Origin of the sequence: Thioalkalivibrio paradoxus ARh 1, assembly GCF_000227685.2 — a bacterium.
GTDB lineage: Bacteria > Pseudomonadota > Gammaproteobacteria > Ectothiorhodospirales > Ectothiorhodospiraceae > Thioalkalivibrio > Thioalkalivibrio paradoxus.
The window spans coordinates 3,178,118-3,198,911 of record NZ_CP007029.1 but is presented as its reverse complement, the minus strand read 5'-3'; the positions used below and the strand labels follow the sequence as shown (position 1 = coordinate 3,198,911).

The window sequence follows — 20,794 nt, the reverse complement described above, 5'->3', positions numbered from 1 at the left end:
CGTGAAAGTCACGGCCTGTCTCGTGTCCCGGGCGACCCGTAGGGCGGAAAAGCGCAGCGTCATCCGCCGTGCGGCGTTCGCGCCTCCCTGGCGCCTGCGGCAATCCGGGCGCCAGCTGGCGGATGACGGCCTTCGGCCTTTTCCGCCCTACGCCTCTTTCATCATCGGGGGTGGCCGCATAGGCCATGGTAGTTAGTTGCGCAGTGGCGCCACGACCCCGGTTCCTGGCGGATTCTGGCGGCGGTTGGGGTCGGCAGCCGGGCTGCAGACCGGGCACTGTGCATCGCGCGCGAGCGTCAGGCTGCGGAAGCTCATGCTGAGGCCGTCGACCAGCAGCAGCTGCCCGGCCAGCGTCGGCAGGCCGAGCAGCAGCTTCAGGGCCTCGGTGGCCTGCAGGCTCCCGATCACTCCGGGCAGGCTGGCGAGCACGCCGGATTCGCTGCAGGTCTCGCCGAGTTCCTCCCCGTCGCCGTACAGGCAGTGGTAGCAAGGGGCGGCGGCATCCCGGAAATCAAACGTGGCGAGCTGCCCCTCGAAGCGGATCACCGCGCCCGAGATCAGCGGCGTTCGCGTCGCGACCGCGGCCCGGTTGATCAGGGCCCGGCTGGCGAAGTTGTCGGTGCCGTCCAGGATCAGGTCGGCGCCCGCGCACAGCGTTTCCAGTTCGGGCTGCTCGAGCCTGCGGGCCACCGTGGCGATCCGGCAGCCCGGATTCAGTCTGCGCAGGCTCTCCTCGGCGGAATCGACCTTCGGCCGGCCGATGTCGGCCTCGCCGTGCAGGATCTGGCGCTGGAGATTCGACAGGTCGACCTGGTCGAAGTCCACCAAGGTGAGCCGCCCGACACCGGCCGCGGCGAGATAGGCGGCGATCGGGGATCCCAGTCCGCCGAGCCCCATCACGATCGCGTGGGCCCGGGTCAGCCGATCCTGGCCTTCCGCCCCGACCTCGGGCATCAGGATCTGCCGGCTGTAGCGAAGCAGCAGGTCGTCGTTCATTACAACGGGGTCGGCGCGATCCGGCGCGGACGGGGGGTGTTCACCAGTAGGAGCGCCAGTGTTCCGGGCGCTGGTCGCGGCACCCGTGCTCGTGCTTCTGGTATTCGCGCACGAAGATGCGCCGCGCGCAATGGCCGAAGCAGTTGGACCGGACCTTCAGGTTGGCCCGCCGGGTGTCCTCGCAGTAGGTATAGTAGGCACGGCGCAGCCGTGTGAGCATGCTGTTGTCGAGATGGAAGCCGAGTTCTTCCAGTGCCGACTCGATCTCGGCGAAGGTTACCTGGCGCAGGTCGTAGCGCACCATCACCCGGTTTGGACCGGTGACCGCGACTTCCTCGACCATTGGGGAATTCGACAGCAACAGCGCGGCTGCGGGAGCCTGGTCGGCTTCCCGATGCGGGCCGCGAAAGGCCAGTTCCCGGGCGCACACGGTCGTGTCCATCCCTACATGGTAGTTGGCCCCGTCGGGTTTGCCCAGTCATGCCGCTGGCTGCCGGTGCCCGGTGGTGCATTCGGGCAGCGCCCCTCGCTGACCCGGTCCAGTCCGGCGCAATCCCGGTGGGTGGCAATCTCCCGGAAGCCGCGGCGCTGCAGCAGGTCGCGCACGGCCGGTCCCTGCGTGTGTCCGTGCTCCAGCAGCAGCCAGCCGCCGGGGTATAGACGCTCGCGGGCTTCGGCGGCGATCATTCTGAGATCCGCCAGGCCCCGGTCCTCGGCCACCAGTGCGGCGCGCGGTTCGTAGCGCAGGTCGCCCTGGTCCAGATGCGGATCCGAGGGGGCGACATACGGCGGGTTGCTGACGATCGCGTCGAAGATCGGGGTGGGCGCGAAGGCTCCGAGCCAGCGGGCCTGCAGCCAGTGAACGCGCTGTCCCAGGGCGATCGCGTTGGCCTGCGCGACCGCGAGCGCTGCCGCACTGAAGTCGGTGGCCCAGGCCTCGAGATCGGGCCGCTCGGATTTCAGCGCGAGGATGACGGCGCCCGAGCCGGTGCCGAGATCGACGACCCGGCGCGGCCCAGGCGGGATACGGTGCAGTGCGCGTTCGACCAGCAGCTCGGTTTCCGGTCTCGGGATCAGGCAGCGTTCGTCGATCTGCAGCGGCAGCGACCAGAACTCGCGCTGCCCCAGCAGGTAGGCGATCGGCCGCCCCGCTTCGCGGGCCGCGACGAGTGCCCGCACCGCCTCCCGATCGGCCACGGAAACCGGGCGTTCGCCGTGCGCGAACAGCGCGGCGTCGTCGACGCCCAGCGCATGGGCCAGCAGCCTGCGCGCCTCCAGCCCCGGTGCTTCGATGCCGGCTGCCTTCAGGCGCTGCCGGACCTCGGCCAGCAGGGCGGCCAGGTTCACGGGTTCAGTCCTCTGCGAGGAGGGCAAGCTGTTCGGCCTGGTACTCGTGGGTCAGCGGGTCGATCAGCGGGTCGAGATCCCCGGCCAGCACCGCGTCGAGCTTGTACAGCGTGAGGTTGATGCGGTGGTCGGTGACCCTCCCTTGGGGGAAGTTGTAGGTGCGGATCCGCTCGGAGCGGTCGCCGCTGCCGACCAGGCTCTTGCGCGCTGCGCTTTGCTCCGCGGCCTGCCGGCTGCGTTCGGCTTCGTGCAGGCGCGCCGCCAGCAGTTTCATCGCGCGGGCCTTGTTCTTGTGCTGAGAGCGCTCGTCCTGGCACTCGACCACCAGGCCGGTGGGCAAATGGGTCAGCCGTACTGCGGAGTCGGTCCGGTTCACATGCTGGCCGCCGGCCCCGCTGGCACGATAGGTGTCGACGCGCAGGTCCGCCGGGTTGATCTCCGGCATCTCCACCTCGTCGATTTCGGGCAGGATCGCGACCGTGGCGGCCGAGGTGTGGATACGCCCCTGCGACTCGGTTTCCGGCACGCGCTGCACCCGGTGCGCGCCGGATTCGAACTTCAGGCGTGCATAGGCGCCGCGCCCGATCAGCCGCACGATCACCTCGCGGTAGCCCCCGTGCTCGCCCTCGCTGGCATTCAGAATCTCCATCTGCCAGCCGCGCTGTTCGGCATAGCGGCTGTACATGCGCAGCAGATCGCCGGCAAAGAGGGCCGCCTCGTCGCCGCCGGTGCCTGCCCGAATCTCGAGAAAGAGGTTCGCCTGGTCATGGGGATCGGCTGGCACCAAGTGCCGCTGCAGCTCGCGTTCGAGCTGTTCGTCCTGCGCTTCGAGGCGCTGAATCTCGTCCTCCGCCAGCGCCCGCACTTCGGGTTCCGGGTCATTCAGCAGTGCCCGGGCGGATGCAAGTGCATCCTGGTTCCCGACGAAGGCCCGCCAGGCGGCAGCCACGGGTTCGAGCTGGCTGTATTCCATCGACAGCCGCCGGAAGCGCTCGGCATCGGCGGCCGCGTCGGGGGCCGCGAGGAGTCGGGCGATCTCGGTATGGCGTTCGGACAACCCCTCGAGCTTGCGGCGGAACGATTCCTTCACTGGTGGTCCGGCGGGAGTGCGCCGTCGGCGTCGGGCAGCAGGAACAGCCGGTGCGCGGCCCGGAACAGATCCGCGTCGCCGTCATGGGCGGCTGCGTTCAGCGTCTTGCAGGGGGCGTGCATCAGCTTGTTGGTCAGGGTGTGCGCGAGTTGCTGCATCACCTCGCTGGGGTCGCGTCCCGCGCGCAGCTGGGATTCGGCGCGCGCCAGTGATTCCTGCCGGATCGCCAGCGCCTGATCGCGCAGCTGGCGAATGCTTTCCACCGAATCGCGGGCACGCAGCCAGCGCATGAACTCGTCGGCGCGGGTCGCGACGATCTGCTCTGCCTGCTCCGCGGCGGCCTGGCGGGAGGCCATGTTCTCGTTGATCACCTCGTGCAGGTCGTCGACCGTGTACAGATAGACATCCTCGAGTTCGGAGACTTCCGGTTCGATGTCCCGTGGCACTGCGATATCGACCATGAATACCGGGCGGTGCTTGCGTTTGCGGATCGCACGCTCCACCGCACCCTTGCCCAGGATGGGCAGCGGCGCCGCGGTGGAGCTGATCACGATGTCGGCGCGGTGCAGGTAGTCCGGCAGTGCCGTGAGGGCGATGGGTTCGGCACCGAAGCGGTCGCCCAGGGTATGCGCCCGTTCCACGGTTCGGTTCGCGACGATCACATGCCCGATGCCGTGGCCCGCGAGGTGGCGCAACGCCAGTTCGACGGTTTCCCCGGCGCCGATCATCAGCGCCGTGAGCGGCTTCAGGTCGCCGAAAATCTGGCGCGCGAGCGATACCGCGGCAAACGCCACCGACACGGCGCTGGCGCCGATCGCGGTGGAAGTGCGCACATCCTTGGCCGTGGCAAAGGCGTGCTGGAACAAGCGCTCCAGCGACAGGCCGAGCGTCCCGGCGGCGTGCGCCTGCTGGTACGCCGATTTCATCTGTCCGAGGATCTGCGGCTCGCCCAGCACCATCGAATCGAGTCCGCAGGCGACCCGCAGCGCATGCAGTACCGCCTCGTTGTCATGGTGGCGATAGAGGTAGTGCTCGAGTTCGCCGCGACGGATGCCGTGAAAGCCGCCGAGCCAGTCGAGCACCCGCTCCTCGCCATCGCGCCCGTTTTCGCGGAAATAGATCTCCGTCCGGTTGCAGGTAGAGAGGATCGCGGCCTCCGGGATCTTCACGCCGGAATGTAGGGAGTCGAGTGCTTCCCCGAGCTGCACGTCGTTCACCGCCAGCCGTTCGCGTACCTCGACGGGGGCGGTCTTGTGATTGATACCAAGGGCGAACAGCATGTTGGGAGTGGTGTTTTCGCGTTAAGATGGATTCGCTAACCGCCTAGTGTACTGCGTGACGGCGCGCGTTACAGTGGGTACGCATTGCGGGCGGAACTGCCCGGGGCCATCATTCGTCCAACTGACCCGAAACCATGTGGAACCCATCTGCCATGTCGCGAGCGTTTGTCGCCGCACTGTCTGCACTCTTGGTCGCCGGCTGTGCGCAGACCCACCTGAATGCCTCTTCGGGTGACGAGTACACGATGGATGTTCCCATGATCCTGTCGCCGCCGCCATCCGTCGACGCGGATCCGGAGGCGGACATCCTGTTCAATCTGCTCGCCGCGGAACTCGCCGCACAGGCGGGCGACTATCCGCAGGCTAGCCGCTACTACCTCGACGCCGCCCGCCTCAGCGACGACGCGCGCGTCGCTGAGCGCGCCACGCGGGTTGCGCTGTTCGCACGCAATTTCGAACGCGCCCTTGGCGCCGCCAACCGGTGGCTCGCGCTGGAGCCCGACAGCCTCGAGGCGATGCAGATCGCTGCAGTGCTGGAGGCGAACGCGGGCCGGAGCCGCGAGGCGGCGGAACTGCTGCAGCGCGTCCGCGAGCAGGTCGGGGGCGAGGAAGGGTATCGGGTGGTGGTGTCGCTGCTGGTGCAGGCCGAGGACCGTGATGCCGCACTCCTGGCGCTGGAGCGCCTGGTCGCGGCCGATGCCGACGACCCCACTGCCTGGCAAGCGCATGCGGAACTGGCCTTGCGCTTCGAAGAGTTCAAGCGGGCGCGGACGGTGGCGCGCGCGGGGCTGGAGCGATTCCCCGACGCGGTGCAGCTGCGCCTGGTGCTGGCCCGTGCGCTGAGCGAGCTGGAGGATCCGGATGCGGCGCTCGAGGCGCTGGCTGCCGCGGTGGAGGCGCATCCCGACCGGCGTGACGTGCGTCTGGCCTACGCCAGGGCACTGGTCGAGGTCGACGACTTCGAGCGGATCCGCCCCGAGTTCGATCGTCTGATCGAGCTCGCACCCGAGGACTCCGAGCTGTTGCTGACCACGGCGCTGCTGGCGCTGGAGGCGGGGCGCTTCGAACTTGCCCAGGATTACCTGGAACGGCTGCTCGCGAGCGGTCGGCGCACCGAGGACGCGCGTTACTACCTGGGGCGCCTGCATGAGCAGGCCGGCGATCTGCGGGACGCGGTTCGGGCCTATCGCAGGATTACCGAGGGCGAGCATGTTCAGGACGCAGACCTGCGGCGGGCCCGGTTGATCGCCCGGCTGGACGGGGCGGACGCGGCCCGCTCCCTGTTCGCGCAACTGCAGGACGATTCGGACGAGGAGTACGCCCAGCGCGCCTATATCGCTGAGGCGAGCGCGTTGCGCGAGGCCGGGGCGTATGACACCGCGCTGCAGCGGCTGGCCGAGGCGCTGGTCCGGTTTCCGGGTGCGCCCGACCTGCTCTATATGCGCGGGCTGGTGCACGAACGCGCCGGGGATATCCCGGCGGCCGAGGCGGATTTTCGCGCAATCCTGGAGCAGGATCCGGACAACGCGACGGCGCTGAACGCGCTCGGCTACACGCTCGCCGACCGTACCGACCGCTACGACGAGGCCTACGACCTGATCGTCCGCGCCTACGAACAGCGACCGGACGATGCGGCCGTGGTCGACAGCTATGGCTGGGTGTTGTACCGGCTGGGGCGTCTCGACGAGGCGCTGGTCCAGCTGCGCAGGGCCTATCGGCTGATGCAGGACGGCGAGATCGCAAGCAACCTCGCGGTCGTGCTCTGGGAGCTGGGCGAGCGCGACGAGTCGATGGCCGTGATCGAGGAGGCCCTGGAGCGCGATCCGGACCACGAGCGGCTGCTGCGCGTGCAGCGCGAGCTGCTGGACTGATGCGCATGTCCGCACGCGCATCGGGTCGATGGCTCACGCCGCCTCGCGTGTTACACGGGGTGGCGCTGTTGCTGGCGCTGGTTGTGTCCGGCTGCGCCGCGCTTCCCGAGTCGGCCGGGGAGCGGGCGCTGGCGCAGGAGGCATTCATGGAAAGGGCCGAGCGCGTGGCCGCGGTTCCGGACTGGCGTCTCGCCGGACGTCTGGTGCTGGAAACGCCCGGCGAGAGCTGGAGCGGCCAGCTCAGCTGGCGTGCCGGGGACGACAGCCAGATTATCGATCTGACCGGCCCGATGGGGCGCGGCGGGGGTCGCCTGGTGCTGGGCGGCGAGCGGGCCATGCTGCTCACGCGCGACGGCGAGCGCTACGAAGCCAGCGACCCCGACGCGTTGATGGTGGTGATGACCGGGCGCGAGATCCCGGTCAGCGGCCTGGATCACTGGGTGAGGGGAATGGCCCGCCCTGGGGTTCCGTTCGACCTGCGCGCCGACCGGAGCGGGCAACCGATGCGGCTGTTCCAGGACGGCTGGGAGATCATTTATCGCACGTTCGAGGACGCCGGGCCCGCTCGCCTGCCCACGTCGATGGAGCTGACTCGAGGTGAGATGAACCTGCGCCTGACCATACAGCGCTGGCAGCTCGGCGTACCGGCCGGGTCGTGACCGATCCGTTCGCCACCGTCTTCCCGGCACCGGCCAAGGTCAACCGTTTCCTGCAGATTACCGGCCGCCGGTCCGACGGGTACCACGAGCTGCAGACGGTATTCCAATTCGTCGATCTGGTCGACGAACTGCGCTTCGCGCCACTGCCGGGCGGGGCGTTCGAGCTGGACGCGCCGGCGGGGCTGCAGGCGGCGGAGAACCTGTGCCTGCGCGCCGCCCGATTGCTGTCCGGGGCGAGCGGCCGGCGCTTCGGCGCTCGGATCGAACTGACCAAGCGTATTCCGGTAGGCGGGGGTCTCGGCGGCGGCAGTTCGGATGCGGCTACCACGCTGGTGGCGTTGAATCACCTGTTCGAGCTGGGTCTCGATGTCGGTGCGCTGGCTTCGCTGGCGCTGGAACTGGGCGCCGACGTACCGGTCTTCGTGCGCGGCCAGGCGGCTTGGGCCGAGGGTGTCGGCGAGCGCCTGTTCCCGGTCGAGCCGGATACCCCATGGGTCCTGCTGATCGATCCCGGGGTCGCGGTTTCGACGGCAACCATGTTCGGGGCGGGTGAATTGACACGGGATTGCCCCGCCGAGAAAATCGCGGGTTCGGGATATGCGGCACTGAAGAACGTGTTTGAGCCGCTGGCCCGCCGAAGCCATCCGCCCATCGATGCCGCGCTGAACTGGCTTGAGGGGTTGGGCGTGGAGGCCCGGTTGAGCGGTACCGGTGGGTGCCTGTTCGGGGTCTTCGGGTCGGAGGCGCAGGCGCGGCAGGCGCGTTCGCAGCAGCCCTGCGCGTGGCGCAGCTGGGTGCTGCAGCTGCGCAACCGGTCGCCGCTGTGCGACAGGCATCCCGGCGCGCAGGATGTTGCCGTGCTTTAAGATAGTACCGATGGGCCGTCGCCAAGCGGTAAGGCACCGGGTTTTGATCCCGGCATTCGCAGGTTCGAATCCTGCCGGCCCAGCCATACGAAGCCGTGATGCGGGTGGTTGCACCGACGCGTCACGAAGTGGGGTCGGCAGGGCGGCGCGCGTGCGCGCCGTAATCCTGTCGGCTCCGCGACATCGGAGCCGTGGCGCCTGGGGTGACCGCGTCGCGGATGCCGTGGGCCCGCGATACAATTTCTGCCGGGGCGGCGTGCCTGTGCCGCCCTGGCCGCGCTCGTTTCGGGCGTGCCGACTCAATCCGCTCAGACCGGGAAGAGCCGTGGTCGACAAGAACCGTATGATGATCTTCACGGGTAATGCCAACCCGCACCTCGCCCACAAGGTGGCGGGCTACCTGGATCTGCGCATGGGCAAGGCCACCGTGGGGCGGTTCAGCGACGGCGAGGTGCAGATCGAGATCCTGGAGAACGTTCGCGGACGCGACGTGTTCGTGATCCAGCCAACCGGGCAGCCGACGAACGACAACATCATGGAGCTGCTGATCATGGTCGATGCGCTGCGCCGGGCGTCGGCCGGTCGCATCACCACCGTGATCCCGTACTTCGGGTACGCGCGCCAGGATCGCCGGGTGCGCTCGGCCAGGGTGCCGATTTCGGCCAAGGTGGTGGCCAACATGATCGAAGCGGTGGGTGCGGACCGCGTGCTGACGATCGACGTGCATGCGGACCAGGTGCAGGGATTCTTCAACGTGCCGGTGGACAACATCTACGCGTCGCCGGTGCTGCTCGGCGATATCTGGCGGCGCGAGGCCGGCGATGTGACCGTGGTGTCCCCCGACGTCGGCGGGGTGGTCCGCGCCCGGGCGATCGCCAAGCGCCTGGACGATGCCGATCTCGCGATCATCGACAAGCGCCGGCCGCGCACCAACGAGGCACAGGTGATGCACATCATCGGCGATGTCGAGGACCGCTGCTGCGTGATCATCGACGACATGGTCGATACCGCGGGAACGCTGTGTCAGGCCGCGCGGGCGCTGAAGGAGCACGGCGCGGCGAAGGTGTACGCCTATGCCACGCATGCCGTGCTTTCCGGGCCAGCAGTTGCTAATATAGAGGGTTCCATGCTGGATGAGCTGGTGGTCACCGATACGCTGATGCTGCAGCCGAACGCCCAGGCCTGCAGTCGGGTTCGCCAGCTGTCCGTCGCGGAGATGCTGGCCGAGACCATCCGGCGCATCAACACGGAAGAGTCCGTGAGTTCACTGTTTGTGGACTGATACTCGCTGATGGCTGCCGGCCCGCTGGGGCGGCGCCGAGTCGGGCTCGATCGAGCCCTTGTTGCGCCTCATCTGGTCGCGGATGAGGCGCGTTCATTTTGGAGAACGTCACTGATGAGTCTGGATTTCGTCATCGAAGCCGAACCGCGTCTGGAGCAGGGATCGAGTGCGAGCCGCCGCCTGCGCCGCGCCGGCAAACTGCCGGCGATCCTCTACGGGGGGCACGCGGATCCGGTTGCGATCACCCTGGATCACAACGCGATCCTGCTGAACCTGAAGCACGACGCGTTCTATTCGCACATCCTCACCGTGAACCTGAACGGCAAGTCGGAACGTGCGATTCTGCGCGACGTGCAGCGCCACCCGTTCAAGCCGACGCTGGTCCATGTCGATCTGCTGCGGGTCAGCGCCGACGAGGCGATTCGTGTGCACGTGCCGCTGAGCTTCGTGAACGAGGACATCTGCAAGGGTGTGAAGACCGGCGGCGGCATGATCAACCGCCAGTTGACCGAGGTCGAGATCGAGTGCCTCCCCGGAAATCTGCCGGAGACGATCGAGGTCGATGTCGCGGATCTGGGGGTCGGCGATTCGCTGCATCTGTCGGACCTGGCGCTTCCGGAGGGGGTCACCGTGGTCGCGCTCGTGCAGGGCGGCGATCACGATACTGCCGTGGTGAGCGTGCTGATGCCGCGCGGCGAGAAGGCAGCGTCCGAGGAAGGCGAGGAGCCCGAGTCGGGTGCCGAGGGCGTCTGAAAGGGGTGAATCGGTGCGCCGGCGATGCCGATCTGTCTGATTGCCGGGCTGGGTAATCCGGGCCCGCGTTACGCCGATACCCGGCATAACGCGGGTTTCTGGTTTGTCGACCACCTGGTGCGCCGCCATGGCGGCGTGTTCCGCGCCGAGTCGCGCTTCGAGGGCGAAGTCGCGCGCGTGCAGGTCGGCGCGACCGGCTGCCTGCTGCTGAAGCCGCTGACCTTCATGAACCGCAGTGGCGGTTCGCTGCAGAAGCTCGCTGCGTTCTACCGAATTCCCCCCGAGGAGATCCTGGTGGTTCACGACGACCTCGATCTTCCAGTGGGAACCGCGCGGCTGAAAATGGGCGGCGGCCACGGCGGACATAATGGGCTGCGCGACATCCACCGCCACCTCGGGGCGGAGTTCGCGCGTTTGCGCATCGGGATCGGGCATCCCGGGCATCGCGAAGCGGTGATCGGCTACGTATTGGAGCGTCCGACCCGCGACGAGGAGGCCGCGATGCGGGAATCCATCGATGCGGCGCTGGAATCGGCCGGCGATCTGATCGCTGGCGACTGGGACAAGGCCGTGCGGGAGCTGCACGCGCGGCCTGCCGCCGAGAACGGGAAGACGTCATGAGTCTGAAGTGCGGGATCGTCGGTCTGCCCAACGTGGGCAAGTCCACGCTGTTCAATGCCCTGACCCGCGCGGAGATCGCGGCGGAGAACTACCCCTTCTGCACCATCGACCCGAATGTCGGGGTGGTCGAGGTGCCGGATCCGCGTTTGACGGTGCTGGCGGAGATCGTGAAGCCCCAGCGCGTGCTGCCGACCACGGTGGAATTCGTCGACATCGCGGGACTGGTCGCGGGCGCGGCCCAGGGTGAGGGGCTGGGCAACCAGTTTCTCGCCCATGTCCGGGAGACCGACGCGATCGCACAGGTCGTGCGCTGTTTCGAGGACGACGACATCGTGCATGTCGCCGGCCGCATCGATCCGCTCGCCGACATCGAGACCATCGCGACCGAGCTGGCGCTGGCCGACCTGGACACGCTGTCCAAGGCGATCACGCGCCTGACCCGGGCAGCCAAGTCGCAGGACAAGGAGGCGATCGCGCGGCTGGAGGTGGCCGAACGGGTCGCCGCCGGGCTGGACAAGGGGACGCCGGTCCGGGCGCAGGCGCTGTCGAACGAGACGCTGGCGCTGTTGCGGGATCTGCATCTGCTGACGGCCAAGCCGCTGCTCTACATCGCCAACGTCGCCGAGGACGGTTTTCGCGACAACCCCCTGCTCGCCCAGGTCGAGGCCCATGCCAGTACCGAAGGGGCTCAGGTGGTGCCGGTCTGCGCGTCGATCGAAGCCGAGATCGCGCAGCTCGAGGCGGAAGAACGCGCCGAATTCCTCGCGGAACTCGGGCTCGAGGAGCCCGGGCTCGATCGCGTGATTCGGGCCACCTACCGGCTGCTGGATTTGCAGACCTACTTCACCTGCGGGCCGAAGGAGGTGCGGGCGTGGACCGTGCGCCGCGGCTCGACCGCGCCGCAGGCGGCCGGCGTGATCCACACGGATTTCGAGAAGGGCTTCATCCGTGCCGAGGTCGTTGCCTACCAGGATTTCGTCGCCCACGGCGGCGAGCAGGGAGCGAAGGACGCCGGCAAATGGCGTCTGGAAGGAAAGGAATACGTCATGAACGAAGGGGACGTTGTACATTTCCGCTTCAACGTCTGATTCTTCGCGGCGCCTCGGTGCCTCATGCGCCGGGTCCGCTGCAGGCGGGTAACCACTACGCTCGAGCGGCACGGCCAAGGGCGCGATGTCGCCGGCAAAACCGAGTCATCAGGAGGCTCCCATGGATGTCATGGATCGGATTCGTCAGCAGGTCGAAGAGAACCCCGTGGTGATCTTCATGAAGGGCACGCCGCAGTTCCCGATGTGCGGCTTTTCCAGCAGGGCCGCGGAGGCGCTGAAGCGTTGCGAGCGCGAATTCGCGTACGTGAACGTGCTGGCCGACCCGGAAGTCTTCGAGAATCTGCCGCGCTTTGCGGACTGGCCGACCTTCCCGCAGATCTACATCGACGGCGAACTGGTCGGTGGCTGTGATATCACCCTGGAGCTGTTCGAGAACGGCGAACTGAAGAAGATGGTCGACGAGGCGCACACTCGAAGCGCCTCCTGAAGCGCGGCCGCGCGGTCATCGCGGCGCTGCAGAGGCCGGCTCAGGTCGGTGCGGCGGGAAGCAGCGCCGCCGCTTCCGGAATGCCGGCGGCGTCCTGCCAGCGGTTGGCGATCGCGCAAAACAGGTCGGCCGTCATCTCGGCATCGTAGGCCGCGCTGTGCGCGGCCTCGCTGTCCCAGTCGAACCCGGCGGCCTCGGCGGCCTTGGCCAGCACCGTCTGGCCGTAGGCCAATGCGGCCAGCGAGACCGTATCCAGGCTGCTGAACGGGTGGAACGGGTTGCGCCGGATCCCGCAGCGTTCCGCAGCGGAGTGCACGAAGCCCAGGTCGAAATGGGCGTTGTGCCCGACCAGGATCGCGCGCTTGCACTGGTTGATCTTCACCTCGCGCCGCACCTCGCTGAACAACCGGCCGAGCGCCTGGTCTTCCGGATGCGCGATGCGCAGGGGGTGGAACGGGTCGATTCCGTTGACTTCCAGCGATTTCGGGTCCAGCAGCGCTCCCTCGAACGGACGCACATGCAGGCTCACCGTCCGGTCTCTGCGCAGGTGATCGTCCGCGCCCCGGCGCAGGAAGACCGCGGCGACCTGGAGCAGGGCATGCCGGTGGCAGTCGAAACCCCCGGTCTCGACGTCGACCACCACCGGGAGAAAGCCGCGGAAGCGGTTCGCCATCGGCCGGGCATCTGGGGGGAGTGTCTGGGCTTCGGTCATCGGTCCTGATCGCTGTGGTCTCGGAGTTGCTCGGTGTTGCGCTGCGCGGCCGGGTCGGTTGACCCGCGCAGCCCACCCAGCGCGGCAACATGGTGCCACAGCCGGATGCGGTTCGGGGGATCAGCGACAAATAGCTTCGTTTTGCCTGTTTTCGCCGACGTTCCCGGCAAGAACGGGTCCTTGCTTGACCTCCGCGGGTATCAGTCCGGATACTTGCACCCTTCTCAGCGCCCGCGTCGCATGCCTGCCGATGGTAGCAGAAAGGGCAATCGGCCCTGGCCCGGCGGGCGCCGCCGGGCTGCCTCTGTAAAGGGATCACTATGAACCGGAATGCCGACTCGCACGACATCGATCCGCAGGAGACCCAGGAGTGGATCGATGCCCTGGAAGCCGTTCTCGAGGCCGATGGCGCCGAGCGGGCCCACCAGCTGCTCGAGTCCCTGATCGACAAGGCCCGGCGCAGCGGCGCGTACCTGCCGTACTCGGCCAATACTGCGTATGTGAACACCATCCCGCGGCACCTGGAGCCGGTGTTTCCGGGTGACAGTGCGCTGGAACACCGGATCCGCTCGTACATCCGCTGGAACGCAATGGCGATGGTGGTCAAGGCGAACCGGATTTCGGCCGAACTCGGCGGCCACATCGCCACCTTCGCGTCGGCGGCCACGCTGTACGACGTCGGCTTCAATCACTTCTGGCGCGCGCCGTCGCACGAGCATGGCGGCGACCTGCTGTTCGTCCAGGGGCACTCCGCGCCCGGCATGTACGCGCGCTCGTTCCTGGAGGGACGGCTGACCGAGGAGCAGCTCGATCACTTCCGCCGCGAAGTGGACGGCAAGGGGCTGTCGTCCTACCCGCACCCCTGGCTGATGTCCGACTACTGGCAGTTCCCGACGGTGTCGATGGGCCTCGGGCCGATCATGAGCATCTTCCAGGCCCGCTTCATGAAATATCTGCAGGATCGGGGCCTGGCCAAGACCGATGATCGGCGCGTCTGGAGCTTTGTCGGCGACGGCGAGGTGGACGAACCCGAGACCCTCGGGGCGATCACGCTGGCGTCACGCGAGCGCCTCGACAATCTGACCTGGGTCGTGAACTGCAACCTGCAGCGGCTCGACGGACCGGTGCGCGGCAACGGCAAGATCGTGCAGGAACTCGAGGCGATTTTCCGCGGCGCGGGTTGGAACGTGATCAAGGTCCTCTGGGGCCGGTACTGGGATCCATTGCTCGCGCGCGACAAGAGTGGCCTGCTGCAGCGGCGGATGATGGAAGCGGTCGACGGCGACTACCAGAACTACAAGTCGCGCGACGGTGCCTACGTACGCGAGCACTTCTTCGGGAAGTACCCGGAATTGAAAGCGATGGTCGCGAACATGTCCGACGAGGATATCTGGCGCCTGAACCGCGGCGGCCACGACCCGGTGAAGGTGTATGCCGCGTACAAGGCGGCAGTGGAGCACGTCGGGCAGCCGACCGTGATCCTGGCCCACACCGTGAAAGGCTACGGCATGGGCGCAGCCGGCGAGGCGCAGAACCGCACGCACAGCCAGAAGAAGCTGGACGTCGACGACATGAAGGCGTTCCGCAACCGCTTCGACATTCCGCTCACCGATCAGCAGGTCGAGGCTGCCGAATACGTCCGGCCGAAGGCGGACGCTCCGGAGATGCAGTACATGCTCGAGCGGCGGCAGGCGTTGGGCGGATTTTTGCCGGTGCGCCGGCCGCTGGCCGCGCCGCTGGAGGTGCCGGGGCTCGACGTGTTCGGCGCGCTGCTCGAATCCAGCGGCGAACGCGAGATGTCGACGACGATGGCGTTCGTGCGCCTGCTGACGCTATTGGCGCGCGACAAGAAGATCGGCCGCTATGTGGTGCCGATCGTGCCCGACGAGGCGCGCACCTTCGGGATGGAGGGCCTGTTCCGCCAGCTCGGCATCTACTCCTCCGTTGGTCAGCTCTACGAGCCGCAGGATCGCGAGCAGGTGATGTATTACAAGGAGGACAAGAAGGGCCAGATTCTCGAGGAAGGCATCAACGAGGCTGGCGCGATGTCGTCCTGGATCGCGGCCGCAACCTCCTATTCCACGCACGGCGTCGCGACGGTTCCGTTCTACATCTATTACTCGATGTTCGGATTCCAGCGGGTCGGTGACCTGATCTGGGCCGCGGGGGACATGCAGGCGCGCGGTTTCCTGATCGGCGGTACCGCCGGGCGCACCACGCTGGCCGGCGAGGGCCTGCAGCATCAGGACGGCCACAGCCTGATGATGGCGGCGAACGTGCCCAATTGCATCTCCTACGACCCGACCTTTGCCTACGAGCTTGCGGTGATCGTGCACAGCGGGCTGCAACGGATGTTCGTCGAGCAGCAGAGCGTGTTCTATTACATCACCGCGATGAACGAGAACTACCCGCAGCCGGCGATGCCGGAGGGAGCCGAAGAGGGGATCGTGCGCGGTCTGTACCGCTTCGCCGCCGCGGGCCGGCGCAAGAAGCGGGTACGGCTGCTCGGCTCGGGGACGATCCTGCGCGAGGTGATCGCGGCGGCCGAACTGCTGGAACAGGATTTCGGCGTTTCCTCCGAGATCTGGAGCGCGACCAGTTTGAACGAGCTGGCGCGGGACGGCCGCGCCTGTGACCGCGAAGCACTGCTGAGGCCCAAGGCGAAAGCGCCGGTGCCCTGGATCACGCAATGCCTGTCGGGTTCCTCGGCACCGGTGATTGCGGCGACCGACTACGTGAAAGCCTACGCTGACCAGATCCGCGCCTGGGTGCCGGCGCCCTACCGGGTGCTGGGCACCGATGGCTTCGGGCGTTCCGATACCCGCGCTGCACTACGCCGGCATTTCGAGGTGAACTGCCATTACATCGTGCTGGCTGCACTGCGGTCGCTGGCGGAGGCGGGCGAGATCGACACGTCCGTGGTCGCGGACGCGATCGCCCGGTACGGGATCGACACCGGTCGACCCAACCCGCTGCAGGCCTGATGCGGCGGCTGCCGTTTTCCCGAGCCAGGAGCTGAAATGAGCGAGATCGTTACCGTGGATGTCCCGGACATCGGCGATTTCAAGGATGTCGAGATCATCGAAGTATTGGTCGGGGTCGGCGACCAGGTGGCGCCCGAGGATCCGTTGATCGCGCTGGAATCGGACAAGGCGTCGATGGAAATCCCGTCACCGCAGGGCGGCGTGGTCAAGGCCCTGAAGGTGAAGGTGGGCGACCGCGTCTCGGAAGGCGACCCGATCCTCGACCTGGAGGCCGAGGCGGCCGCGACCGACGCCGCGGGCGGCGGCGACGAGCCGCAGGCCGAGGTGGTGCCGCCGGAGCGGGCCGAGCCGAAGCCGGAACCGAAAGCCGGTGCTGCGGCGCGTGGCGCCAGCCCGCGCCCGTCGCCCACTGCACATATCGCCGACGACAAGGCGTTCCGCAAGGCCCATGCCTCGCCCGCGGTACGGCGGTTCGCCCGGGAGCTGGGAGTCGACCTGGCCAAGGTCGAGGGCAGCGGGCGCAAGAAACGGATCCTGCGCGAGGATGTGCAGGGCTTCGTGAAGCGTGCGCTGAGCCAGGGCGCGGGGGCCGGGCTGGGTGTCGAGCCGATGCCCGAGATCGACTTCAGCGAGTTCGGTCCGATCGAGGCCCAGCCGCTGACCAAGATCAACAAGCTGACCGGCAAGAACCTGCACCGCAATTGGGTGAGCGTTCCGCATGTGACGCAGTTCGACGAGGCGGACATCACCGAACTCGAAGACTTTCGCAAGTCGCTGAAGGCCGAGTACGAGAAAAAGGGGCTGAAAGTCACCTTCCTTCCGTTTCTGATGAAGGCGGTGGTGTCGGCGCTGAAGCAGTATCCGCGCTTCAATGCGTCGCTGGACGCGACCGGAGAGAACCTGATCCTGAAGCAGTACTATCATCTCGGGGTCGCGGTCGATACCCCGGAAGGTCTGGTCGTGCCGGTGGTGCGCGATGTCGACCGCAAGAGCCTGGTCGATCTGGCCCGGGAACTGATGGATCTCTCCGAGCGGGCCCGGGCGCGCAGGCTGAAAACCGCCGACATGCAGGGCGGGTGCCTGACCATCTCCAGTCTGGGCGGAATCGGCGGCACGCAGTTCACGCCGATCGTGAACGCCCCGGAGGTCGCGATTCTCGGCATCTCGCGTTCGTCGATCCGGCCGGTCTGGAACGGCGAGACCTTCGAGCCGCGCCTGATTCTGCCGATCGCGCTGTCCTACGATCACCGGGTGATCGACGGGGCGCTTGGCGCCCGATTCACGACTGCGCTCTCGGGCCTGCTGTCCGACATGCGCCGCATGCTGCTGTAGCGTCCACTCCGAACGGGAGACCGCGGATGAGCAACACGACGACCATCAAGGTCCCGGACATCGGCGATTTCGACGATGTCGAGATCATCGAGGTGCTGGTGCACCCGGGGGACACGATCGCTCCGGAAGACCCGATGATCACGCTGGAGTCCGACAAGGCCAGCATGGACATCCCGGCGCCGCAGGCCGGGGTGGTCAAGGCCCTGAAGGTGAAGGTGGGCGACCGGGTGGCGCAAGGCGACCCGATTCTGGATCTCGAGGTTTCCGGCGAGGCTCCCGCAGGTGCCGGCGAGTCGGCCCCGGGAGACGACGACGGGCGTGCCGGTGCGGCCCAGGCGGCGTCGTCGGAGCAGTCCGGCGAATCGGGAAGTAAGCCGGCACCCGCTCCGAAGGCCGATTCCGGCCACACCGACCTGCAGTGCCAGGTGCTGGTGCTGGGGTCCGGCCCGGGCGGCTACACCGCAGCCTTCCGCGCCGCGGATCTGGGGCTCGACGTGATCATGGTCGAGCGTTACCCCGAGATCGGCGGCGTCTGCCTGAACGTCGGCTGCATCCCGTCGAAGGCCTTGCTGCACGCGGCCGAGGTCATCGACGAGGCCGAGCGCTTCGCCGATTTCGGCATCGCATTCGGCAAGCCGAAGATCGACCTCGACGGGCTGCGCAAGTACAAGGCCGGCACCGTCGGCAAGCTGACGCAGGGCCTGAAAGGCCTCGCGAAGCAGCGCAAGGTCCGGGTGGTGCAGGGCGTCGGGCAGTTCGCGTCGGCCCACGAGCTCGCGGTCGAAGGCCCCGACGGCCGGCAGGTGATCGGCTTCGAACACGCGATCATCGCCGCAGGTTCGCGCGCGGTACGCCTGCCCGGCTTCCCCTGGGACGACCCGCGAGTGATGGATTCGACCGGGGCGCTGGAACTGGCCGACATCCCGAAGCGCCTGCTGGTCGTCGGTGGCGGCATCATCGGGCTCGAGATGGCCTGCGTCTACGACGCGCTCGGCAGCAAGGTCACTGTGATCGAACTCGCCGACAGCCTGATGCTCGGTGCCGACCGCGACCTGGTGCGCCCGCTCGAGAAGCGGATCCGCAAGCGTTACGAGAACATCTTCCTGAAGAGCAAGGTCGCCGAGGCCAAGGCCACCAAGGCCGGAATCGAGGTCCGTTTCGAGGGCGAGGCCAAAAATCTGCCGGAGAAGGACGTGTTCGATCGGGTGCTAGTCGCGGTCGGGCGCAGCCCGAACGGCCTGCAGATCGGCGCCGAGGCCGCGGGCGTGCAGGTGACCGACCGCGGCTTCATCGAAGTCGACAGCCAGCAGCGCAGCAACGTCGAGCACATTTTCGCGATCGGCGACATCGTCGGCCAGCCGATGCTCGCGCACAAGGCGACCCACGAGGGCAAGGTGGCCGCCGAGGTGATCGCCGGGCACAACAAGGTGCACTTCGACGCCCGCGCGATCCCATCGGTGGCCTACACGCACCCCGAGGTCGCCTGGATGGGCGTGACCGAGGACGACGCGAAGCGCGACGGCGTCGAGTACACGAAGGGTACGTTCCCCTGGGCCGCGTCCGGGCGGGCGCTGGCGCTCGGTGCCGACGACGGCATGACCAAGCTGCTGTTCGACGCCGACGGCCGGGTGATCGGCGCCGGCATCGTCGGGCCGAACGCCGGCGACCTGATCGGCGAGGCCATGCTTGCGCTCGAGATGGGCGCCGACATGGAAGACATCGGCCTGACCGTGCATCCGCACCCGACGCTGTCCGAGACGGTCGCGTTCGCCGCCGAGGTCGCGCACGGCTCGATCACCGACATCATGCCGCCGCGCAAGCGTTGAGCCCGGCACGTTGTGCCAGGCCGGGAGCCGGTTGGGAGCGGCGCGGTAGGGCGGAAGAGGCCGCAGGCCGTCATCCGCCGCGCCGTGCCGGGGCCCCGCAGACGGGCTGGATGCCACCCGGACGCCCTTCGGTGGAGGGCGCTGCGCGCTTCCGCGCTACCGTCCCGTGGCGGGCATTTGCATGCCGCCGCAGGCAGTGGGACAGTAGGCAGCCGGTGCCGCATGGCGGGCGGTTCGAAGGGCTGGAACGGGCAGTGCGTGCGCCATCCAGCGGCGGAAGATTCCGGCGGCGCCTGCCCGCGTGGTGGAGACAGGACCGATGTCGTTGACGATTTACCGATAAGGAATCGATAGATGAGCACGAATGTTTCCCGGGTGGTGTTGGCCTACTCGGGTGGATTGGACACCTCGGTGATCCTGAAGTGGCTGCAGGAAACCTACGGCTGCGAGGTGATCACCTTCACTGCCGACCTCGGCCAGGGCGAGGAAGTCGAGCCGGCGCGGGCGAAGGCCGAGGCGATGGGGGTCGAGCGGATCTTCATCGAGGATCTGCGCGAGGAATTCGTGCGCGACTACGTGTTCCCGATGTTCCGGGCCAACACGCTGTACGAGGGTGAGTACCTGCTCGGCACCTCGATCGCCCGGCCGCTGATCGCGCGCCGGATGGTCGAGATCGCGAACGAAACCGGCGCCGACGCGATCGCGCACGGTGCGACCGGCAAGGGCAACGACCAGGTCCGTTTCGAGCTGGGCGCCTACGCGTTGAAGCCGGGGATCCAGGTGATCGCACCCTGGCGCGAGTGGGACCTGACCTCGCGCGAGCGGCTGATGGCCTACGCCGAGCGGCACGGCATTCCGGTGGACTTCGCGAAGCAGGGCAAGAAGTCGCCGTACTCGATGGACGCGAACCTGCTGCACATTTCCTACGAAGGCGGTCCGCTCGAGGACCCCTGGACCGAGGCCGAGGAAGACATGTGGCGCTGGACGGTGTCGCCCGAGAATGCGCCGGACGCGTCGACGTTGCTCGAAATCGGGTTCGAACGCGGCGATCCGGTCACGCTGAACGGTGCTCCGCTGACCCCGGCACAGCTGCTGGCGGAACTGAACCGGGTCGGCGGCGAGAACGGTGTCGGGCGCTTGGATCTGGTCGAGAACCGCTACGTGGGCATGAAGTCGCGCGGCTGCTACGAAACCCCGGGCGGAACGATCCTGCTGAAGGCCCGCCGGGCACTGGAATCGCTGACGCTGGACCGCGAGGTCGCGCATCTGAAGGACGAGCTGATGCCGCGCTACGCGAGTCTGATCTACAACGGCTACTGGTGGAGCCCGGAGCGGCGGATGCTGCAGGCAGCGATCGACCAGACCCAGTCGGTTGTGAACGGCAGCGTGCGCCTGCGCCTGTACAAGGGCAACGTGATCGTGGCGGGCCGGCGCTCCGAGAGCGACAGCCTGTTCGACGACGCGATCGCGACCTTCGAGGACGACGCCGGCGCGTTCGACCAGAAAGACGCCGCGGGCTTCATCAAGCTCAACGCGTTGCGCTTGCGCATCGCCGCCGGCCGGAACCGCAGCCCGCTTTGATCCACTGATGAACCAGGGTTCACGGCGCCGCCGAGTGGCCGGCGGACCCGGCCGGCAG

General features: G+C 67.7%; 19 protein-coding genes and 1 tRNA gene. 14 read left to right on the top strand and 6 right to left on the bottom strand.

What is annotated here, in order from left to right; genetic code table 11:
* Position 1: 1 nt before the first annotated feature.
* Positions 2 to 196 carry a hypothetical protein gene (locus tag THITH_RS19410; RefSeq protein WP_084222676.1) on the top strand — a complete coding sequence of 65 codons (195 nt, stop codon included), beginning with the start codon at positions 2 to 4 and terminating at the stop codon, positions 194 to 196.
* On the opposite strand, the gene THITH_RS14370 is transcribed toward THITH_RS19410, so the two are convergent.
* From THITH_RS14370 to hemA, 5 genes are read right to left on the bottom strand one after another with little or no spacing between them, the layout of a single operon-like run.
* Positions 193 to 996, bottom strand: a complete 804-nt coding sequence (locus tag THITH_RS14370; protein ID WP_006747121.1) for a HesA/MoeB/ThiF family protein — start codon at positions 994 to 996, stop codon at positions 193 to 195. The two genes, THITH_RS19410 and THITH_RS14370, sit on opposite strands and share 4 nt — an antisense overlap.
* A 40-nt stretch (positions 997 to 1,036) precedes the next feature.
* A complete protein-coding gene (locus THITH_RS14365) occupies positions 1,037 to 1,438 on the bottom strand; it encodes a hypothetical protein (RefSeq protein ID WP_006747122.1) in 402 nt (133 codons plus the stop codon).
* A gap of 2 nt (positions 1,439 to 1,440) precedes the next feature.
* Positions 1,441 to 2,343, bottom strand: a complete 903-nt coding sequence (gene prmC / locus THITH_RS14360; protein ID WP_006747123.1) for a peptide chain release factor N(5)-glutamine methyltransferase — start codon at positions 2,341 to 2,343, stop codon at positions 1,441 to 1,443.
* 4 nt (positions 2,344 to 2,347) lie between these two features.
* On the bottom strand, positions 2,348 to 3,433 hold the full coding sequence (gene prfA, locus THITH_RS14355) for a peptide chain release factor 1 (protein WP_006747124.1): 1,086 nt from the start codon (positions 3,431 to 3,433) through the stop codon (positions 2,348 to 2,350).
* Positions 3,430 to 4,713: a glutamyl-tRNA reductase gene (gene hemA, locus THITH_RS14350; protein WP_006747125.1), complete on the bottom strand. Its 1,284-nt coding sequence runs from the start codon at positions 4,711 to 4,713 to the stop codon at positions 3,430 to 3,432. The genes prfA and hemA overlap by 4 nt, the downstream gene beginning before the upstream one ends.
* Positions 4,714 to 4,865: 152 nt before the next feature.
* Here hemA and THITH_RS14345 point away from each other — a divergent pair, with 152 nt between their 5' ends.
* The 9 genes from THITH_RS14345 (at position 4,866) to grxD (ending at position 12,301) form a co-directional block, all read left to right on the top strand.
* The gene (locus tag THITH_RS14345) at positions 4,866 to 6,584 is read left to right on the top strand and encodes a tetratricopeptide repeat protein (RefSeq protein ID WP_006747126.1); all 1,719 of its coding nucleotides are present in this window, start codon (positions 4,866 to 4,868) and stop codon (positions 6,582 to 6,584) included.
* Between the two features lie 5 nt (positions 6,585 to 6,589).
* Positions 6,590 to 7,243 carry a lipoprotein insertase outer membrane protein LolB gene (gene lolB / locus THITH_RS14340; protein ID WP_006747127.1) on the top strand — a complete coding sequence of 218 codons (654 nt, stop codon included), beginning with the start codon at positions 6,590 to 6,592 and terminating at the stop codon, positions 7,241 to 7,243.
* Complete coding sequence (ispE, locus tag THITH_RS14335) at positions 7,240 to 8,109, top strand: 4-(cytidine 5'-diphospho)-2-C-methyl-D-erythritol kinase (RefSeq protein ID WP_006747128.1); 870 nt, start codon at positions 7,240 to 7,242, stop codon at positions 8,107 to 8,109. The genes lolB and ispE overlap by 4 nt, the downstream gene beginning before the upstream one ends.
* Before the next feature lie 11 nt (positions 8,110 to 8,120).
* Positions 8,121 to 8,195 (top strand) — tRNA-Gln (locus THITH_RS14330).
* Positions 8,196 to 8,452: 257 nt separating this feature from the next.
* Positions 8,453 to 9,391, top strand: a complete 939-nt coding sequence (locus tag THITH_RS14325; protein WP_198019513.1) for a ribose-phosphate diphosphokinase — start codon at positions 8,453 to 8,455, stop codon at positions 9,389 to 9,391.
* Between the two features lie 114 nt (positions 9,392 to 9,505).
* A complete protein-coding gene (locus THITH_RS14320; protein ID WP_006747130.1) occupies positions 9,506 to 10,144 on the top strand; it encodes a 50S ribosomal protein L25/general stress protein Ctc in 639 nt (212 codons plus the stop codon).
* 24 nt (positions 10,145 to 10,168) lie between these two features.
* Positions 10,169 to 10,765, top strand: a complete 597-nt coding sequence (gene pth, locus THITH_RS14315; RefSeq protein WP_006747131.1) for an aminoacyl-tRNA hydrolase — start codon at positions 10,169 to 10,171, stop codon at positions 10,763 to 10,765.
* Positions 10,762 to 11,853 (top strand): redox-regulated ATPase YchF, encoded by a 1,092-nt coding sequence (gene ychF, locus THITH_RS14310; RefSeq protein ID WP_006747132.1) that lies wholly within the window; start codon positions 10,762 to 10,764, stop codon positions 11,851 to 11,853. The genes pth and ychF overlap by 4 nt, the downstream gene beginning before the upstream one ends.
* Positions 11,854 to 11,974: 121 nt before the next feature.
* Positions 11,975 to 12,301, top strand: a complete 327-nt coding sequence (gene grxD, locus THITH_RS14305; protein WP_006747133.1) for a Grx4 family monothiol glutaredoxin — start codon at positions 11,975 to 11,977, stop codon at positions 12,299 to 12,301.
* A gap of 40 nt (positions 12,302 to 12,341) precedes the next feature.
* Here grxD and rnt read toward each other — a convergent pair whose 3' ends face one another.
* Positions 12,342 to 13,013: a ribonuclease T gene (rnt, locus tag THITH_RS14300; RefSeq protein WP_006747134.1), complete on the bottom strand. Its 672-nt coding sequence runs from the start codon at positions 13,011 to 13,013 to the stop codon at positions 12,342 to 12,344.
* 320 nt (positions 13,014 to 13,333) lie between these two features.
* Between rnt and aceE the strand changes: the two genes are divergently transcribed.
* From aceE to THITH_RS14280, 4 genes are all read left to right on the top strand, one after another.
* A complete protein-coding gene (aceE, locus tag THITH_RS14295; RefSeq protein ID WP_006747135.1) occupies positions 13,334 to 15,997 on the top strand; it encodes a pyruvate dehydrogenase (acetyl-transferring), homodimeric type in 2,664 nt (887 codons plus the stop codon).
* Between the two features lie 36 nt (positions 15,998 to 16,033).
* Positions 16,034 to 17,329 carry a dihydrolipoyllysine-residue acetyltransferase gene (aceF, locus tag THITH_RS14290; protein WP_006747136.1) on the top strand — a complete coding sequence of 432 codons (1,296 nt, stop codon included), beginning with the start codon at positions 16,034 to 16,036 and terminating at the stop codon, positions 17,327 to 17,329.
* Positions 17,330 to 17,355: 26 nt separating this feature from the next.
* The gene (gene lpdA, locus THITH_RS14285; RefSeq protein WP_006747137.1) at positions 17,356 to 19,155 is read left to right on the top strand and encodes a dihydrolipoyl dehydrogenase; all 1,800 of its coding nucleotides are present in this window, start codon (positions 17,356 to 17,358) and stop codon (positions 19,153 to 19,155) included.
* Between the two features lie 354 nt (positions 19,156 to 19,509).
* Positions 19,510 to 20,736, top strand: coding sequence for an argininosuccinate synthase (locus THITH_RS14280; RefSeq protein WP_006747138.1), 1,227 nt, complete (start codon positions 19,510 to 19,512; stop codon positions 20,734 to 20,736).
* Positions 20,737 to 20,794: the final 58 nt, after the last annotated feature.

What these genes read in the sequence shown, in the direction of transcription:
- lolB (WP_006747127.1), top strand. Translation starts at nt 6,590, where the DNA reads ATGTCCGCACGCGCATCGGGTCGATGGCTCACGCCGCCTCGCGTGTTA.
- aceE (WP_006747135.1), top strand. Translation starts at nt 13,334, where the DNA reads ATGAACCGGAATGCCGACTCGCACGACATCGATCCGCAGGAGACCCAG.
- THITH_RS14345 (WP_006747126.1), top strand. Translation starts at nt 4,866, where the DNA reads ATGTCGCGAGCGTTTGTCGCCGCACTGTCTGCACTCTTGGTCGCCGGC.
- THITH_RS14280 (WP_006747138.1), top strand. Translation starts at nt 19,510, where the DNA reads ATGAGCACGAATGTTTCCCGGGTGGTGTTGGCCTACTCGGGTGGATTG.
- THITH_RS14320 (WP_006747130.1), top strand. Translation starts at nt 9,506, where the DNA reads ATGAGTCTGGATTTCGTCATCGAAGCCGAACCGCGTCTGGAGCAGGGA.
- THITH_RS14370 (WP_006747121.1), bottom strand. Translation starts at nt 996, where the DNA reads ATGAACGACGACCTGCTGCTTCGCTACAGCCGGCAGATCCTGATGCCC.
- aceF (WP_006747136.1), top strand. Translation starts at nt 16,034, where the DNA reads ATGAGCGAGATCGTTACCGTGGATGTCCCGGACATCGGCGATTTCAAG.
- lpdA (WP_006747137.1), top strand. Translation starts at nt 17,356, where the DNA reads ATGAGCAACACGACGACCATCAAGGTCCCGGACATCGGCGATTTCGAC.
- hemA (WP_006747125.1), bottom strand. Translation starts at nt 4,713, where the DNA reads ATGCTGTTCGCCCTTGGTATCAATCACAAGACCGCCCCCGTCGAGGTA.
- rnt (WP_006747134.1), bottom strand. Translation starts at nt 13,013, where the DNA reads ATGACCGAAGCCCAGACACTCCCCCCAGATGCCCGGCCGATGGCGAAC.
- ychF (WP_006747132.1), top strand. Translation starts at nt 10,762, where the DNA reads ATGAGTCTGAAGTGCGGGATCGTCGGTCTGCCCAACGTGGGCAAGTCC.
- THITH_RS14365 (WP_006747122.1), bottom strand. Translation starts at nt 1,438, where the DNA reads ATGGACACGACCGTGTGCGCCCGGGAACTGGCCTTTCGCGGCCCGCAT.
- pth (WP_006747131.1), top strand. Translation starts at nt 10,169, where the DNA reads ATGCCGATCTGTCTGATTGCCGGGCTGGGTAATCCGGGCCCGCGTTAC.
- THITH_RS14325 (WP_198019513.1), top strand. Translation starts at nt 8,453, where the DNA reads ATGATGATCTTCACGGGTAATGCCAACCCGCACCTCGCCCACAAGGTG.
- grxD (WP_006747133.1), top strand. Translation starts at nt 11,975, where the DNA reads ATGGATGTCATGGATCGGATTCGTCAGCAGGTCGAAGAGAACCCCGTG.